The following is a 14,843-nucleotide window of genomic DNA, read 5'->3' on the forward strand; positions in this document are numbered from 1 at the left end:
TAATCAGCTCATTCCCTTATAATTTGACATTCAGTTTGCTTTTAAACCGTCATGATGTCTTTTTCCTTCAATTCCAGTAGTTGGTCAACTTTGGCAATATAGGCATCAGTAAGCTTTTGGCACTCGGCCTCACCAACTTTTATTTCATCGTCAGATACGCTTTCCGACTTTAGTTTCTTGATTTTTTCGTTAGCATCTTTACGGATGTTGCGAATAGCAATTTTACCGTTTTCGCCTTCGGCCTTGGCACGTTTTACCAAATCGCGGCGACGCTCTTCAGTCAATGGCGGTACGTTGATACGGATAATGATACCATCGTTCTGCGGGTTAAAACCCAGGTTTGCTTCCATAATGGCACGCTCAATAGGGCTTAGCAACGATTTTTCCCAAGGCTGTATCACGAGGGTGCGGGCATCGGGCGAGGTTACGCTGCCTACCTGGTTTAAAGGCGTTGGCGTGCCGTAGTATTCCACCATAATGCCATCCAGCATGGCAGGCGATGCCTTGCCGGCACGTATTTTTAAAAATTCGTTATCTGTATGCTCAACAGCCTTTTCCATGTGGACTTTGGCATCAGCTAATTGTAGTTTAATGAGTTCGCTCATTGCTTATTCTTTTTGGCAAAATTAGCAAAAAGTATCAGTTATGGAAGACCGAAACACAGCAGTGAAATGAGACCCTTACCTAAGTATCATTTATTTGGACGCCAGAGCCGCTTCTGCATGGTTTTGGCAGGTTAGTTTTTCTACCGGGTATCCCATCTGTTTGCAGCGCTCAACAATTTGGCAGTACAGGTTTTTATCCATGATTGGCTTGCGCGACATGATGAACAGGAATTTTTTATCGGGATGGCCCACTACTGCCCAGGAGTAATCGTCGGCCAGATCAATTACCCAATAGTCGACCCTAAATGGCCATATAAACTGTGCCTTTAGGTGGCCATTGTTGCTGCCTTCTATCGGGAAAAGCTTTGAGTCGAAGGTATGTGTAAAGTTGTCGGTGGTTTTGCGGCCGTAGGTGTGTACGTTGTAATAGCCATCGGCGTTAAGCGTATAAACCGTCGTCGTTTGGTAGCTGTCTTTATCGAATGGTGTGGGGATAGAGTATAAAGAATACCACTTGCCCGAAAATTTGGCCAGATCCAGTTTGGCGACAGGCTTGTTGGGCGCGGGTATAAAAGAAGTAAAAAGCAGGAATGCGGCAACAAAAAATATCTTCATATCCGTAATTTTTTAACAATTACGAAATATGAAGATGCGCGGATTTTTAAACCCTGTTGATAATTGCTTTTTTAGTGTACCAGTGTACCTATCGGCTCGCCCTGCGCAATTTTCATAAAGTTGCCGGGTTTGTTCATATCGAAAACGATGATGGGGAGCTTGTTTTCTTTACAAAGCGTAATCGCCGTCATGTCCATTACATTAAGGTCTTTATCATAAACTTCCTGGAAAGATATTTCTTCGTAACGAACAGCGTTGGGGTCTTTTTCCGGATCGGCGGTGTAAATGCCGTCAACACGGGTTCCTTTTAACACCACATCAGCTTTTATTTCAATGGCACGTAAAGATGCGGCTGTATCTGTAGTGAAATAGGGGTTACCGGTACCCGCGCCAAATATTACAATTTTACCCATTTCGAGGTGGTGCATGGCGCGACGGCGAATGTATGGCTCGCATATCTGCTCCATTTTAATGGCCGATTGCAAACGCGTTTCAACTCCGATAGTTTCCAAAGCATTTTGTAATGCCATACAATTGATTACGGTGGCCAACATGCCCATATAGTCGGCCTGAGCGCGGTCCATGCCCGATTTTTCCGCACTTAATCCCCTGAATATATTACCACCACCAACAACAATCGCTATTTCTATGCCGGAATCAAAAACACCTTTGATATCGTGCGCGTATTGTAAAACACGTTCGTTATCAATACCGTACTGGCTATTGCCCATTAACGATTCGCCGCTTAGTTTCAGTAATATCCTTTTGTATTTCATTTTTTGGGAGGTTTGTCAAAATTATTGAAATATATGTAGTGTTAAAATTTTATGTTGTTTTTGTGAACTTTATTTGCATCTACAAAAAACAAGACAAAAAAAATCCCCCCCGATATAAATCGGGGGGGATAAAATATTTAGGCTCCTAAAGCAACCCGCTTGAATGCGGTAACCGTGAGGTCTTTTGCTACCCCGTTTAAAAACTGGGCAACGCTTTTGGACGAATCCTTAACAAACTCCTGGTTTAACAGGGTGCTGTCTTTATAAAATTTGTTCAATTTACCGGCAGCAATTTTTTCGATCATGGCTTCCGGTTTACCTTCGGCACGGATCTGCTCAGAAGCAATATCCATTTCGCGTTGTACGGTAGTGGCATCAACACCATCCTTATCAATAGCGATGGGGTTCATGGCGGCAATTTGCATCGATACATCTTTACCTGCTTCATCGGCACCTTCAACGTCAGCGCTTAAAGCTACCAATACACCTAAACGATAGTTACCGTGTATGTAAGGAACAACTTTAGCACCGGTTATCACTTCTATTTTAGATACGCCGATCTTTTCGCCAATGGTACCTGTTTTTTCAATAACGGCTTCGCCAATTTTTTGGCCGCCAATTTCTAAAGCGTAAAGTTCTTCGACGCTTGCAGGGGCACCAGCTATAGCTGCATCAGCAATGGCGTTAGCAAAAGCTACGAAATCAGCATTTTTTGCCACGAAATCAGTTTCGCAGTTCAGTTCGATAATAACGCCTGTTTTGCCATCGGCCGAAGCGCGTGCGATAACCACACCTTCGTTCGATTCGCGGTCCTGACGGCTGGCGGCTACTTTAGCGCCTTTTTTACGTAAAAAATCAATTGCTGCTTCAAAATCACCATTGGTTTCGGTTAAAGCTTTTTTGCAATCCATCATACCCGCACCGGTTTGTTGGCGCAGTTTGTTTACATCGGCAGCAGAAATTTGTACTGTTGACATTTTGATTTTCTTTTTTAAACCAAACCCCCTTGATAGAGGGGGCTTGGGATTATGTAATTTTGTTTGTTTTTTGTTTAACGGTAACCCGTTGGTGATGAAGCTTATTCTTCGGTTTTTTCAACTTCGGCAGTTACCTTACGGCTTCTTTTTCCACCTTCGTCTTTTGTGCCGGGAGCAACAGGAGCCGATTCAGCAGTGTCAGCTTTTGCTTTCGCTGCGGCTGCTTCTTTTTCTGTTTCGTCTTCTTTCTCGCGTTTGCGTTCGTCCAAACCTTCTTCTATCGCTTTGATAATAACGCTAGTGATCAACGAAATTGATTTTGTAGCGTCGTCGTTAGCAGGGATTGGGAAATCGATGTTCGAAGGATCGGAGTTGGTATCCACCATTGCAAAGGTTGGGATATTCAACTTCATTGCTTCGGCAACCGCGATATGCTCTTTCTTAACGTCGATCAGGAATAATGCCGCAGGTAAACGGTTCAAATCGGCAATACCGCCTAAAAGGCTTTCCAATTTGATACGCTCGCGCTGAATCATCAGCCTTTCTTTTTTCGAAAGGTTATTGTACGTACCGTCTTTTGTCAATTTATCGATGTTCGACATCTTTTTGATCGACTTACGCACGGTTGCGAAGTTGGTTAACATACCACCTAACCAACGCTCGGTTACGAAAGGCATGTTTACTGTTTTTGCATAATCGGCTACGATATCCTTTGCTTGCTTTTTAGTAGCAACAAATAATACCTTGCGGCCCGATTTTACGATCTGTTTGATCGCAGCAGCAGCTTCTTCTGTTTTTGTTAAAGTTTTGTTCAGATCGATAATGTGGATGCCGTTACGCTCCATAAATATGTACTGAGCCATTTTTGGATCCCATTTGCGGGTAAGGTGACCAAAGTGCACACCTGCATCCAATAAGTCCTGATATGTTGTTCTTGCCATTGTGTTTGTCCTCCTTGATTAACGTTTACTGAATTGGAATCTCTTGCGGGCTTTTTTACGACCTGGTTTTTTACGCTCAACCATACGGTCATCGCGGGTCATAATACCTTTTGCCCTTAAAGCTGGTTTCTTTTCAGCATCAAGTTCAACAATAGCTTTAGCGATAGCTAAACGAACGGCCTCAGCCTGTCCTTTAACGCCACCACCTGCTACATTTACAGTAACATCAAATTTACCGGCCGAACCGGAAACTTCTACCGATTGGGTAGCGATGTATTGCAAAGGCAATGTTGGGAAATACTCTTTGTAGTCTTTGCCATTAACAATAATGGCGCCGCTGCCTTCTTTTAAGTAGATGCGGGCAACTGCTGTTTTCCTTCTTCCGGAAGTGTTGGTAATTGTCATTTCTTTTTACTGATTAAAGTTTAATGGCTTTTGGTGATTGGGCCTCATGTGGATGTGTTGCGCCTGCGTAAACATGCAGGTTGCCGTAGATTGCTCTGCCCAAACGATTTTTAGGTAACATACCACGAACGGCTTTTTCAATTACGCGTTCCGGATGTTTTGCCATTAACTCCTTAGGAGAAATGAAACGCTGACCGCCCGGATAGCCGGTGTAAGAAACATACTCTTTTTGTTCGAATTTGTTTCCGGTCAGTTTTACCTTGTCTGCATTAATAACGATAACGTTATCGCCGCAGTCTACGTTCGGGGTGAACCCTGGCTTGTTTTTTCCCCTGATGATCATAGCGATCTTAGAAGACAAGCGCCCCAAAATCTCGCCTTGTGCGTCAACAACTACCCATTCCTTGTTAACGGTTTTTTTATTGGCAGAGACAGTTTTGTAACTTAACGTATTCACTTGCTTAATATTAAATTGTATAAATTATTTATTTACCCCAAAATTCGGGACTGCAAAGATAGGGTAAAATCTGTTATTGTCAAATGGTTTTTTTGGAAATGTATTTAATGATGTTTTATGTTTAAAGGTTGTAATGTTGGAAGGTTTGTACCCCCTGTAAATAATAACGCAATATGGCAAGTGCGGATAGCTGTAATTTAACTGCCTTGTACTAAATTGTATTTCTTGCTTAAGTCTATTAAGTATCGTAAAGTGGTTTGATTCGTTGTTTCATTATGCAAACGATTGTATTCGATTTGAGCTTCAGCAAATCGATTTAAAACACAAAGAAAAAAAAGTTTAAGTGTAGGAGCAATACGGCCTTTGTCAAGTTCAATCAAAATGTCATCATTCGAATTAATTTTATCAAAATAGGGTAAGATGACTCTTGAAAGGTTGTAAAATTGTATAGCCTTTAATTCATCAATGTCGCTATCAGCTGAAATTTCATACCATGTGTCCTTAGTTCCTAAAAGCTCTCCTATTCGGCGACGTAGTATACACTCCGGTTCAGTAGGGTAGTCGGGAATTCCCTTGTTGGAATAATTATAGTAATTATTCCAATATTCGGGAGAGAATATCCCGGTGTTTATGGTGAATGAGATATACTCTTTTGAGTTGTATTTGCTTTTTTGAAGATTGATGATTTTGCCGATACCGTTATTTTGAATATAAAAGTTATTGCCTTTCTTTTTATAACCGCGTGGTTTTAATGTCTTGTGAAATATATCAGTTACGATGCTGTCAAAGGCTAATTCGGCAGAAGTTTTCATTTAATAAAAGTAGTAAAGTAGGATTAAATTTCCTCGTCTTTTAATCAACTGTCCTGTTATAAGAACAAAATACCTGTTTACTTGTTAAGCTATTGAAATTATGAGTAGTAAAAAAATTTTAATAGTAGAAGACGATGCTTTTATAGTAGAAGCATTGAGCATGGTGTTGAGCGATGAAGGGTATGATGTGGCCAGCTCTACTGACGGGGAGATTTTTAGCAAACCGCATTTTGAACACCCTGATTTGATATTGTTGGATATACGCCTTTCGGGAATTGATCGGCGCGACTTGTGTAAATGGCTTAAGGAACATCCGGACATGAAACATATACCGGTGATCCTTTTATCGGGCAACCGCGATATTGAGAGCATCCACAAAGAATGTGGCGCAGAAGATTATATGGTAAAGCCTTTCGACCTGACTGACCTGTTGAGCAAAATTAGCATTTATTGCAATTAGGGTAAATTAAAACAGCGATGAGCATAAACCCATCGCTGTTTTAATTCTAAATTCGAAATTGATCCCGATAGCTATCGGGACGAAATCCGAAATCAGTTAACTGTTATCTCCTGTGCCGGTTTGGTAGCCTCAGCGGTTTTGGGAAGGGTTACGATGAGTACACCATCCTCTTGTTTGGCACTAATGTTGGCTGCGTCCACCTGCCCGTTTAAACTCAATGCCCTTTCGAACGATTTGATAGGGAACTCCTGGCGGCGGAAATCGGGGTCATAACCTTCGGCCACGGCGCGGGTGCCGCTGATGTACAGGATATCGTCCTGAACGGTTAACTTGATGTTTTCTTTGCTGAAACCTGTTGCGTATACGTATACGATGAAGGCGGTTTCGGTATCTTCAATATTTAACGGCACATTATATTTTGGGCGAACAAATTGCCCGCCCATGTGGCGGCTAAAGTGTTTACCGAAGTGGCCGTGATGAAATGCTGCTTTGGCCGGGCCGCAACCTTGTGCGCCCATTGCCCTATGGTGTCTTCCGAACATATTGCTTATCTTTTTTTTGGGAAGACGGTGGAAAGGGTGGTTTTACTTTAAGATAGTTTTAAGAAAATGTAGATTAGCAGTAAATGCAAAAACCTAAAAATACGATATATGGGGTAAGGGTGTTATACCTGTCGGCAGCAATATTGGCTATTGTTATCGGTTCACTGGTTTTTGATAAAAGTATGATTGGTTCTGTAGTTGATATGGTTTGCCTTTTCTTTATCCCAATTGGCGGGCTATTCTACTTGATCTATTTACTCTCGAAAGGAAAATTTTGGGTGCGCTCGGTTTTATTGGCCGGAACAATAATCAGTGGAATAAAAGTAATATTGGGTATAACCGGCATCGACGGTATTATGGGCATTTCTCTATGGCTGATGAACGTGCTTGCCTTGTACTTTTTATACAGAAAAGACAGCAATACATGGTTTGCTAATAATTTAATGCAAGAAAATTTAAAACTGATAGAAAAACAGCGGAAACGATAACTTCAATTTTATAAAAACCTACACCAAGAATAAACCGAATAAATTGCCTTTCTGTTATAACAGATTCCCTTTCCTATTGACAAACATATCCTGGTTAATTTTAGTACAACTTCGGCAAGGCCGGCTCGCCATCCTTTTCAAACTGCGCGTACGATTTTTTGATATAGGTTATCTCGTCATACTCGTTCCAGTTTTTACAGTCCTGGTAGCTGGGGCGGTAGCTGTCCATAAAGTTTTTCAGCTTCACATCCTTTAAACCGGTTATTTGCTGCACCACAGCTACGGTAAACTTGCGGCTTATTTCCTGCTGCTGCAATTCGCTGGTGGCATCCTTTTGAAAACGCCGCGCATTTTTGGCGTCCGAACCAAAAATATTGAACAAAGCATTCAAGGGGCTAAAAATATTTTGCCATACCGTGGCATTGCCTCCGTTATAAACGCCTTTTTTGCCGTAATCGGCCATTACATCATTCAGTTCCTGTTTTTTAGTAACGTCTTTAATATCCACCTGGTTAAGCACAATGTTTGGCTGCATATATACCACCAGCACAAAATCGGTTATTACCCGTATTTTTTGGTCCGTAAGGCCCTGTTTTTTAAACAGCAGGGTATCATCTATGCTGCAATTGATCTTAAAGGTGCCCAGGTCGTCGGTAATGATGGTGTTGTTGTTGGCTATATCGGTAAGGGTTACCCCGGCAACACGCGCCGATCCGGTTTTGTTGTAAACCACTCCGGTTAAGGTAATGGCTCTTTTTTGCGAAAGGGCATCGCCGCAGCAAGCCATCAGCAACAGCAAAAGCAGTGGCCTTAAATAATTGGCGATATGGTTAAAATGTGGTTTCAATGGGTTAAAATTAGCCATTTACGGCGGTTAAATTGTTAAAAGCTTGTTAAATATCTCGTTAACACCTGTTTAACCATGCTGAATAAATTTCTATCTTTGCGCATGATAAAATCCATGACAGGGTATGGGCTTGCAGTCCACGATTCGGGCAGCACAAAATATACCGTCGAAATCAAATCACTCAACAGCAAGTTTTTGGAGTTATCGCTCCGCATACCGCGTTCCTTTTCGGATAAGGAGTTCCAATTGCGCACCGAATGCAACAAGCAAATAGAGCGTGGCAAAGTAAATTTGTCCATCAATGTGGAGCAGGTTGCACAAACGGTAAAAGCGGCCGGCATCGATAAAGTTTTACTAAAACATTATTTTGAACAGTTAAAGTCGGTTAGCGAAGAATTAAACGAACCGGCTACCAACCTTTTTCAATTGGCTCTGGGTTTACCCGAGGTGGTAAAATATGATGATGAGTCGGTATCCGACGAGGAATGGAAAATTGTAGAGCAAACTTTTCAAAAAGCTATCAAAGCCTTTCAGCAATTCAGGGCCGATGAAGGCAATGTGCTGGAGCAGGACATCCGTTCGCGTATTGATATCATTATGGATAATCTGGGCAAAGTAGCTATCGAAGAACCTAAGCGTGTACCGCTTATCCGCGAACGCCTCAATCAGTTTTTATCCGACAGCGTTGGCGGCGAGAACATCGACCGTAACCGCTTTGAGCAGGAATTGATTTATTATATCGATAAGCTCGACATCACCGAAGAAAAAACACGCCTGAAGGCCCATTGCGATTATTTTATCGAGACGCTGAAAAGTCCCGATGCCAACGGCAAAAAACTGGGCTTTATATCCCAGGAAATTGGCCGCGAAATCAATACCATCGGCTCGAAAGCCAACGATGCCAATATGCAGAAACTGGTAGTGGGCATGAAGGAAGAATTAGAAAAAATTAAGGAACAACTTTTAAATGTGCTGTAGAAAAGTTCATAGTTCATGGTTCATAGTTGATGGTTTTTGTTCATCAAGATATTGATCCGGGTTGAGCTATGATCTATGAACAATGAACCATGAGCAATAAACAAGGAAAACTCATCATCTTTTCGGCACCATCGGGCGCGGGCAAAACCACCATTGTGCGTAACCTGCTCGGCCAAATACCCGACCTTGAGTTTTCCATCTCGGCCACCACACGCAAGCCCCGCGGCAACGAGCGCGACGGCATTGACTATTACTTTATTACCAAAGAAGATTTTTTGCACCGCATTGCCAAAAAGCAGTTTGTGGAGTTTGAAGAAGTATATAGCGGCACCTTTTACGGCACGCTGCGCTCGGAGATAGAACGGATATGGGACAAAGGCAAACACGTGATATTTGATATTGATGTAGAAGGCGGCCTGCACTTAAAACGCAAGTACGAAGAGCACGCTTTGGCCATCTTTGTTCAGCCGCCATCGTTGGAGGTTTTGAAACAGCGTTTGAGCGGCCGCGGTACCGATAGCCCGGAAAAACTGGAAGAACGTTACATAAAAGCCGAAAAAGAGCTGAATTACGCCCCGCAATTTGATATCATCCTAAAAAATCACGACCTTAATACGGCATGCGCCGAAGCCAAACAATTGGTGCTTGATTTTTTGAAGCAATAATTTTTTGTTATCTTTTCGGAATAAAGTAAAAATGAAGATCGGTTTATTATTTGGTTCGTTCAACCCCGTACACATTGGCCACCTTATTATAGCCAATTATATGGCCAACCATACCGATTTGGATAAGGTTTGGCTGGTGGTATCGCCCCAAAATCCGCTTAAAAAATACGGCGACCTGATTAACACCTACGACCGCCTGGAAATGGCCCGCCTGGCTACCGATAACAGCGATAATATAGAAGTAAGCGATGTGGAACTGAAACTGCCGCAACCATCGTATACCATCGATACGCTGACCCACCTCAAAGAAAAATACCCGCAGCATGAGTTTGCCATCATCATGGGATCGGACAATTTGGTTACCCTGCACAAATGGAAAAACTATAAACTGATACTGCGCGATTACCAGATATATGTGTACCCCCGCCCCGGTTACGAAAACACCGATCTGGCCACGCACCCATCTGTACACATCACCATGACACCCCTGATGGAGCTATCGGCCACCTTTATCCGTAAATCCATCGCCGAAAAAAAGAACGTGCAATACTTTGTGCCCGACCCGGTGCTGAAGTTTATTGAGAGCAAGGGCTTGTATAGGCATTGAGTTTGATTTCGAATTTCGGATGTTCAATTTCGGATTTATTTTTGTGGGATAGTCATGTAAGCTGTTATCTTTTTAAAAGTTGTTAAAGCTGACCACATAGCCTAACTTTGAGTATATGAAAGCCTTCGCCATTGCACTTTCTTTAGGATTTTTTAGCTTTAACACCTTAGCTGCTGATACCACTATTGTGAAGTTGATGCAAAGTGTGGCAGCTATTGATATCGGGAGGTATTACACCGACTATTATGTATTCCGCAAAGCATCGGAACCACATCTTAACTGGTTTCGTAATGATGAGATACAAAGTGTGATATCCGGTGTCCGTATCGAAGATTTTGAAAAACCTGATACGACAACTATGTATTGGCCAGACTATCATTTACCGGGGGCGATATATATCGACAGCAAACATATTGCCACGCCAGCGGAATTTAAAAAATTTATGAAGAGTTTACCGGAAGTCGATAGTAAGACTGGCGAGATCAAAGCTGTATACAAACCTATTAGAGGAAAGCAACTGGTAGGATATTATGTTTTCTCTAAACCTGCCTTCACTGCAGACAAGAAGTTTGCTTTGGTCACAATAGATATGGAAGACTCTGGCTATTGTTATATCCTGAGAAATATTAATGGGAATTGGAAAGTAGTTTATAGGAGTAGCTGGCAGACGTGATTGCGGCACTTCTTCTTTCGGTCTTTCTGACTTCCGGTCTTCCCGACTAAATCGCTAACTTTGTCCTGTGAGCACAACAACCATCCTTAAACTGCAACTGCCTACCGACCCGCTTTGGGTAAAAAACGTGGTGGAAAGCAATATTGAAGAGATTTTGACCGACCATGCTTATTGCGAGCAAAAGGCGGCCAGTAATGCCATTACACTCATTATCCAAAACCCAAACTACCCCGACCTGGTGCAGGAAATGGCCCTGCTGGTGCAGGAGGAAATGGACCATTTTAAGCGCGTGCACGACATCATCATAGCACGGGGATATAACTTAGGCAAGGAGCGCAAAGACGACTACGTGGGCGAGCTGTACAAGTTTATAAAGCCCGGCGGCGCCCGCCATACCCAGATGATAGACCGTCTGCTGTTTTCGGCCATGATAGAAGCCCGCAGTTGCGAACGCTTTAAGGTACTCTCCGAAAATATCAACGATGCCGAGCTAAGTGCCTTTTACCACGAACTGATGATCAGCGAGGCCGGGCATTACACCATGTTTTTAAAACTTGCCAAAAAATACGCCGGCAACATTGACGTGGATGCCCGTTGGAAAGAGTTTTTAGCTTATGAAGCCGAGGTGGTGAAGAATTACGGGAAAAGGGAAACGATACATGGGTAACATCCTTGTACGTCATTGCGAGCGGTAGCGAAGCAACCTCTACACATGCAAATCGATGATGCCGGTTGGAAACCTGTCGCGCAGAGGTTGCTTCGTGCCTCGCAATGACGCGATTTTTGATTTCTGACTTTTAACTTTTGACTTTCAAAACCCCCATCACATTATCCATATAATTCCTTATGATATCGGTATTGATACCGTCGTTGATGAGGCCGATGTGCATATCCGGGCGCAAGATGAGGGTTTTTGGTCGGGGCGAAGTAATCTCGAATGCATCAAAAACATGCTGGTTTTTGGGAGATGGCGGCAGGTAGTAAAAATTGAGCAGTTGCGGGTAGGTATGGTTAATCCATTTGGCCAGGCTGAAAAGCTCCATTTCGGCAATTTTGCCCATGGCGATGAAGGTAAAACCGGGTTGCGCGCACCATTGGTGCAAGTCAGTTTCGGTTAGTTTCTTTTCATCGAATATAATGAGGTAAGGTAGCCTGTCGCCGGCCTTTATTTTGCTCCCGCGGGCCAGGTGCATGTTCAGTTTGCTATCGCGATAGCTGATGCCCAATTGCGATATGCGTAAAAAGAACTCCTCCCTTAATTTTTCCTTTCCCCACAAAAACTTTAACAAACGCGGTAGTATCTTTTTTTTGAAAAGGTTGGCCGCAAAGTTATTCGCCATCATCAGGTTAAATGCCCGGTCGGTAGTGTTGAGCAATGTTTTGGCAACCGGGATGCGCTCTTCGGCATAGCTGTCGAGTATGGCGGCGTTGAATTGCCCGCTTACTACCCCGGCCAGTTTCCAGCCTAAATTATAGGCATCCTGCAAACCGGTGTTCATGCCCTGGCCGCCTATGGGCGAGTGGATATGCGCGGCATCGCCAACTAAAAAGCACCGTCCTTCGCGAAATTTTTCGGCCATGCGGTGGTGCAGCTTATAGGTAGTGAACCAGTTGCACTTGGGTATATCCAGCGTCATACCCGTAATAGCTTTGAGTGATGGCAATACCTCATTCAAAACAATATCTTCGCCCAAACCATCGGGCAGGTTGCCAATAATGCGGTAGTTGTTTTCTTCGGGCATCGGGAAAAAAGCGGTAAAGCCTTTTTCCGATAGATGGATATGCAGATAATTGCCCGGGTTTTCATCCAAAACTACATCGGCCAGGTAAAACAAATGCGGATAGGTATCCCCTTTAAAGGGTATTTCAAACTCTTTGCGCACCGGGCTATGCGCGCCATCAGCACCGATGAGCCAGTCGCAGGTCAAGGCAACATCCTCTCCGTCCTGCGTTACCACAATTTCAACCCTATCCGCTACCAGCTTTGCCGATTTGAATGTGGTGTTCCAGTAAACAGGGCAGCATTTTTGGGTCAGATAGTCGAGCAATACCCGCTCATTTTTATATTGCTGATATACCAGCACGTATGGAAAAAGGGTTTGCTCCCGGCCAATGGCATCAACCGATAATTTAGCCAGTTCTTCCTGTTTTTGGTTGTAGATAAGGCCTTGCGCTTGCTTACCATTTTGGATAACGGTATCTGCCACGCCCAATTGCCGGTAAATTTCTAACGACCGCGCCTGCACCGCCAGGGCTTTCGACTGTGTGGTTGGCCCCTGCTTGCTATCGATAATAAGCGGCTGAACACCGTTGCGCAGTAGCTGCGCAGCCATCATGAGCCCCGATGGGCCTGCACCGACGATGAGTACTGAGGTATGTTGCGCCGTTAATTTCATTATACTAAGAACCTGCCAGCAGGAAAATAGTTGGTTTTTTATGCAGGTCGGGTATGTTTTTTTTCCAGTCGGTTATGCTTTGGGTTTTGATAAACTCGTCCTCGGCCGTCAGGTTGCAGGCTATGCAGAAGCGGGTTTTTGGTGAGCAGGTACGCAGCACCTCTTCCAATATCGAGTTATTGCGGAAGGGTGTTTCGATAAACAACTGTGTTTGGTTAAACCGTGCCGAATTGGTTTCCAGTTCTTTGATGCGTTTGGCGCGAAGTACTTTATCTATCGGCAAATAGCCATGAAAGGTAAAGCTTTGCCCGTTAAAGCCCGATGCCATCAGCGCCAGCAAAATAGAACTTGGGCCAACCAGCGGTACTACTTTGATGCCGCGTTTATGCGCTTCGGCAACAATGTCGGCGCCGGGGTCGGCAATGCCGGGGCAGCCGGCCTCGCTCATCAGGCCAACGTTTCTGCCCGATTCCAGTCCTGTAAAAAATTCACCTAAACTACCGCCACGCTGGTGCTTGCCGTAATCGTGGATGAGCAATTGGCTTTGCGCGATGGTGAGCCCGGCTTCCTTCAGGCACTTGCGCGCCGTCTTTTCGTTCTCTACAATATACTCGCTGAGTTGGTTTATCGTTTCTTTAAGGTATGGGGTATAGGTTTTGTGCGCCGCGTTATCGGCAAGCGGTACCGGTACTAAAAAAAGTGTCCCTTTTGGCATATTGCAAAAATCATCTTTTTTTTCGTAACTTAAGGTTTTTGAAAGGAGCGCATAATGAAATCATTAGGAATTAACTGGTTTATTGATGGTTACATCGATTTTGAGCACAAAAAATACGTCCTGCTGGATTATCTGCAGGAGATAAACAGCCACTTCGACCGCAGCCGGCTGTACCCCAATTTAACCGACCTGATTTTCCACTACAACAACCTGGTACAGTTTAAAGAGAGCAAAAACACGCTGCAACAAGCCTTCCCGCAAAGGTTGACGCAGGCGGATATCGCTGCGGTGAAGTTGACCTACAAAAAAATCATCGAAGACGATAACTCGCTGAAGGAAATAGAACAAATCATCGGTTACGCTATGAGCCAGATGGACCCGGCCATTAAAACCGGCAAGGAGATATACGACTTTGTGGAGCGCAACCTCAACATCGACCCGGTAGGCGTAATGCCGCTCATACCCTACCACGGCTATTTTACGCTGCGCAACGGCACCGAAAAAGGCAATTGGGTGTATGAGTACCAGATTACCATATTCGAGGGCAAAGACGATAAATACCGTGGCATCAATACCCGCTTTGTGGATGTGTACCATGGCCTGACCACCACCCCCGAATCCATCAAAAGCGACCTGATATACCGCTACAAGCACCTGCCCAACCCGGCCGTATACCATGTGGAAAGCGAGATCAGTTTCCCGTTAGAGCAAACTTTATTGCCCGTAGCGAAGAAGAGTTTGGTGAAGTATATATCGCAGGTGGCGTAATCAACCATTACGTCCTTGCGAGGCACGAAGCAACCTCTACACATGCAAGTCGATGATGTCTATCGGCGACCTGTCGTGCAGAGGTTGCTTCGTGCCTCGCAATGACGCTTTCATTA

Annotated in this window: 20 protein-coding genes; 8 read left to right on the forward strand and 12 right to left on the reverse strand. The window is 43.9% G+C overall.

The window, feature by feature from the left end; translation table 11 throughout:
* Positions 1-41 precede the first annotated feature (41 nt).
* From frr to QZX97_RS13225, 8 genes are all read right to left on the reverse strand, one after another.
* Positions 42-605, reverse strand: a complete 564-nt coding sequence (gene frr, locus QZX97_RS13190) for a ribosome recycling factor (RefSeq protein WP_295653110.1) — start codon at positions 603-605, stop codon at positions 42-44.
* A gap of 90 nt (positions 606-695) precedes the next feature.
* Complete coding sequence (locus tag QZX97_RS13195; protein WP_295653112.1) at positions 696-1,220, reverse strand: lipocalin family protein; 525 nt, start codon at positions 1,218-1,220, stop codon at positions 696-698.
* Between the two features lie 71 nt (positions 1,221-1,291).
* Entirely contained in the window at positions 1,292-1,996 is a 705-nt protein-coding gene (gene pyrH, locus QZX97_RS13200) for a UMP kinase (protein WP_295653115.1), read from the reverse strand.
* Positions 1,997-2,133: 137 nt separating this feature from the next.
* The gene (gene tsf / locus QZX97_RS13205; protein ID WP_295653118.1) at positions 2,134-2,973 is read right to left on the reverse strand and encodes a translation elongation factor Ts; all 840 of its coding nucleotides are present in this window, start codon (positions 2,971-2,973) and stop codon (positions 2,134-2,136) included.
* Positions 2,974-3,074: 101 nt separating this feature from the next.
* Entirely contained in the window at positions 3,075-3,914 is an 840-nt protein-coding gene (gene rpsB / locus QZX97_RS13210) for a 30S ribosomal protein S2 (RefSeq protein WP_295653121.1), read from the reverse strand.
* Between the two features lie 18 nt (positions 3,915-3,932).
* Entirely contained in the window at positions 3,933-4,319 is a 387-nt protein-coding gene (gene rpsI / locus QZX97_RS13215) for a 30S ribosomal protein S9 (protein WP_295653124.1), read from the reverse strand.
* A gap of 13 nt (positions 4,320-4,332) precedes the next feature.
* Positions 4,333-4,776 carry a 50S ribosomal protein L13 gene (gene rplM / locus QZX97_RS13220; RefSeq protein WP_295653126.1) on the reverse strand — a complete coding sequence of 148 codons (444 nt, stop codon included), beginning with the start codon at positions 4,774-4,776 and terminating at the stop codon, positions 4,333-4,335.
* A 197-nt stretch (positions 4,777-4,973) separates the two neighbouring features.
* Positions 4,974-5,588: a DUF4304 domain-containing protein gene (locus QZX97_RS13225; RefSeq protein WP_295653128.1), complete on the reverse strand. Its 615-nt coding sequence runs from the start codon at positions 5,586-5,588 to the stop codon at positions 4,974-4,976.
* A gap of 100 nt (positions 5,589-5,688) precedes the next feature.
* Here QZX97_RS13225 and QZX97_RS13230 point away from each other — a divergent pair, with 100 nt between their 5' ends.
* Positions 5,689-6,048: a response regulator gene (locus tag QZX97_RS13230; RefSeq protein ID WP_295653130.1), complete on the forward strand. Its 360-nt coding sequence runs from the start codon at positions 5,689-5,691 to the stop codon at positions 6,046-6,048.
* A gap of 92 nt (positions 6,049-6,140) precedes the next feature.
* Here the strand turns inward: QZX97_RS13230 and QZX97_RS13235 are convergent, their stop codons facing one another.
* The gene (locus tag QZX97_RS13235) at positions 6,141-6,590 is read right to left on the reverse strand and encodes an Hsp20/alpha crystallin family protein (protein ID WP_295664714.1); all 450 of its coding nucleotides are present in this window, start codon (positions 6,588-6,590) and stop codon (positions 6,141-6,143) included.
* Between the two features lie 83 nt (positions 6,591-6,673).
* On the opposite strand from QZX97_RS13235, the gene QZX97_RS13240 reads away from it, so the two are divergent.
* The gene (locus QZX97_RS13240; RefSeq protein ID WP_295653135.1) at positions 6,674-7,078 is read left to right on the forward strand and encodes a hypothetical protein; all 405 of its coding nucleotides are present in this window, start codon (positions 6,674-6,676) and stop codon (positions 7,076-7,078) included.
* A 100-nt stretch (positions 7,079-7,178) separates the two neighbouring features.
* Here the strand turns inward: QZX97_RS13240 and QZX97_RS13245 are convergent, their stop codons facing one another.
* Positions 7,179-7,943, reverse strand: coding sequence for a hypothetical protein (locus QZX97_RS13245; RefSeq protein WP_295653136.1), 765 nt, complete (start codon positions 7,941-7,943; stop codon positions 7,179-7,181).
* Between the two features lie 96 nt (positions 7,944-8,039).
* Here QZX97_RS13245 and QZX97_RS13250 point away from each other — a divergent pair, with 96 nt between their 5' ends.
* From QZX97_RS13250 to QZX97_RS13270, 5 genes are all read left to right on the forward strand, one after another.
* On the forward strand, positions 8,040-8,903 hold the full coding sequence (locus QZX97_RS13250) for a YicC/YloC family endoribonuclease (protein ID WP_295653187.1): 864 nt from the start codon (positions 8,040-8,042) through the stop codon (positions 8,901-8,903).
* 89 nt (positions 8,904-8,992) lie between these two features.
* Positions 8,993-9,568, forward strand: a complete 576-nt coding sequence (gene gmk / locus QZX97_RS13255; protein ID WP_295653139.1) for a guanylate kinase — start codon at positions 8,993-8,995, stop codon at positions 9,566-9,568.
* 31 nt (positions 9,569-9,599) lie between these two features.
* Positions 9,600-10,175: a nicotinate (nicotinamide) nucleotide adenylyltransferase gene (gene nadD / locus QZX97_RS13260; RefSeq protein WP_295653141.1), complete on the forward strand. Its 576-nt coding sequence runs from the start codon at positions 9,600-9,602 to the stop codon at positions 10,173-10,175.
* A 115-nt stretch (positions 10,176-10,290) separates the two neighbouring features.
* Positions 10,291-10,848 (forward strand): hypothetical protein, encoded by a 558-nt coding sequence (locus QZX97_RS13265; protein WP_295653142.1) that lies wholly within the window; start codon positions 10,291-10,293, stop codon positions 10,846-10,848.
* Positions 10,849-10,915: 67 nt separating this feature from the next.
* Complete coding sequence (locus QZX97_RS13270; RefSeq protein ID WP_295653144.1) at positions 10,916-11,515, forward strand: tRNA-(ms[2]io[6]A)-hydroxylase; 600 nt, start codon at positions 10,916-10,918, stop codon at positions 11,513-11,515.
* A 130-nt stretch (positions 11,516-11,645) separates the two neighbouring features.
* Here the strand turns inward: QZX97_RS13270 and QZX97_RS13275 are convergent, their stop codons facing one another.
* Together QZX97_RS13275 and QZX97_RS13280 are read right to left on the reverse strand one after the other, a co-directional pair.
* A complete protein-coding gene (locus QZX97_RS13275; RefSeq protein WP_295653146.1) occupies positions 11,646-13,244 on the reverse strand; it encodes an FAD-dependent monooxygenase in 1,599 nt (532 codons plus the stop codon).
* Positions 13,245-13,248: 4 nt separating this feature from the next.
* On the reverse strand, positions 13,249-13,959 hold the full coding sequence (locus QZX97_RS13280; RefSeq protein ID WP_295653148.1) for an SAM-dependent methyltransferase: 711 nt from the start codon (positions 13,957-13,959) through the stop codon (positions 13,249-13,251).
* Positions 13,960-14,013: 54 nt separating this feature from the next.
* On the opposite strand from QZX97_RS13280, the gene QZX97_RS13285 reads away from it, so the two are divergent.
* A complete protein-coding gene (locus QZX97_RS13285) occupies positions 14,014-14,727 on the forward strand; it encodes a hypothetical protein (RefSeq protein WP_295653150.1) in 714 nt (237 codons plus the stop codon).
* Positions 14,728-14,843: the final 116 nt, after the last annotated feature.

Source organism: uncultured Mucilaginibacter sp. (genome assembly GCF_903893715.1).
GTDB lineage: Bacteria > Bacteroidota > Bacteroidia > Sphingobacteriales > Sphingobacteriaceae > Mucilaginibacter.

What these genes read in the sequence shown, in the direction of transcription:
- frr (WP_295653110.1), bottom strand. Translation starts at nt 605, where the DNA reads ATGAGCGAACTCATTAAACTACAATTAGCTGATGCCAAAGTCCACATG.
- QZX97_RS13195 (WP_295653112.1), bottom strand. Translation starts at nt 1,220, where the DNA reads ATGAAGATATTTTTTGTTGCCGCATTCCTGCTTTTTACTTCTTTTATA.
- pyrH (WP_295653115.1), bottom strand. Translation starts at nt 1,996, where the DNA reads ATGAAATACAAAAGGATATTACTGAAACTAAGCGGCGAATCGTTAATG.
- tsf (WP_295653118.1), bottom strand. Translation starts at nt 2,973, where the DNA reads ATGTCAACAGTACAAATTTCTGCTGCCGATGTAAACAAACTGCGCCAA.
- rpsB (WP_295653121.1), bottom strand. Translation starts at nt 3,914, where the DNA reads ATGGCAAGAACAACATATCAGGACTTATTGGATGCAGGTGTGCACTTT.
- rpsI (WP_295653124.1), bottom strand. Translation starts at nt 4,319, where the DNA reads ATGACAATTACCAACACTTCCGGAAGAAGGAAAACAGCAGTTGCCCGC.
- QZX97_RS13225 (WP_295653128.1), bottom strand. Translation starts at nt 5,588, where the DNA reads ATGAAAACTTCTGCCGAATTAGCCTTTGACAGCATCGTAACTGATATA.
- QZX97_RS13230 (WP_295653130.1), top strand. Translation starts at nt 5,689, where the DNA reads ATGAGTAGTAAAAAAATTTTAATAGTAGAAGACGATGCTTTTATAGTA.
- QZX97_RS13235 (WP_295664714.1), bottom strand. Translation starts at nt 6,590, where the DNA reads ATGTTCGGAAGACACCATAGGGCAATGGGCGCACAAGGTTGCGGCCCG.
- QZX97_RS13240 (WP_295653135.1), top strand. Translation starts at nt 6,674, where the DNA reads ATGCAAAAACCTAAAAATACGATATATGGGGTAAGGGTGTTATACCTG.
- QZX97_RS13245 (WP_295653136.1), bottom strand. Translation starts at nt 7,943, where the DNA reads ATGGCTAATTTTAACCCATTGAAACCACATTTTAACCATATCGCCAAT.
- QZX97_RS13250 (WP_295653187.1), top strand. Translation starts at nt 8,040, where the DNA reads ATGACAGGGTATGGGCTTGCAGTCCACGATTCGGGCAGCACAAAATAT.
- gmk (WP_295653139.1), top strand. Translation starts at nt 8,993, where the DNA reads ATGAGCAATAAACAAGGAAAACTCATCATCTTTTCGGCACCATCGGGC.
- nadD (WP_295653141.1), top strand. Translation starts at nt 9,600, where the DNA reads ATGAAGATCGGTTTATTATTTGGTTCGTTCAACCCCGTACACATTGGC.
- QZX97_RS13265 (WP_295653142.1), top strand. Translation starts at nt 10,291, where the DNA reads ATGAAAGCCTTCGCCATTGCACTTTCTTTAGGATTTTTTAGCTTTAAC.
- QZX97_RS13275 (WP_295653146.1), bottom strand. Translation starts at nt 13,244, where the DNA reads ATGAAATTAACGGCGCAACATACCTCAGTACTCATCGTCGGTGCAGGC.
- QZX97_RS13280 (WP_295653148.1), bottom strand. Translation starts at nt 13,959, where the DNA reads ATGCCAAAAGGGACACTTTTTTTAGTACCGGTACCGCTTGCCGATAAC.
- QZX97_RS13285 (WP_295653150.1), top strand. Translation starts at nt 14,014, where the DNA reads ATGAAATCATTAGGAATTAACTGGTTTATTGATGGTTACATCGATTTT.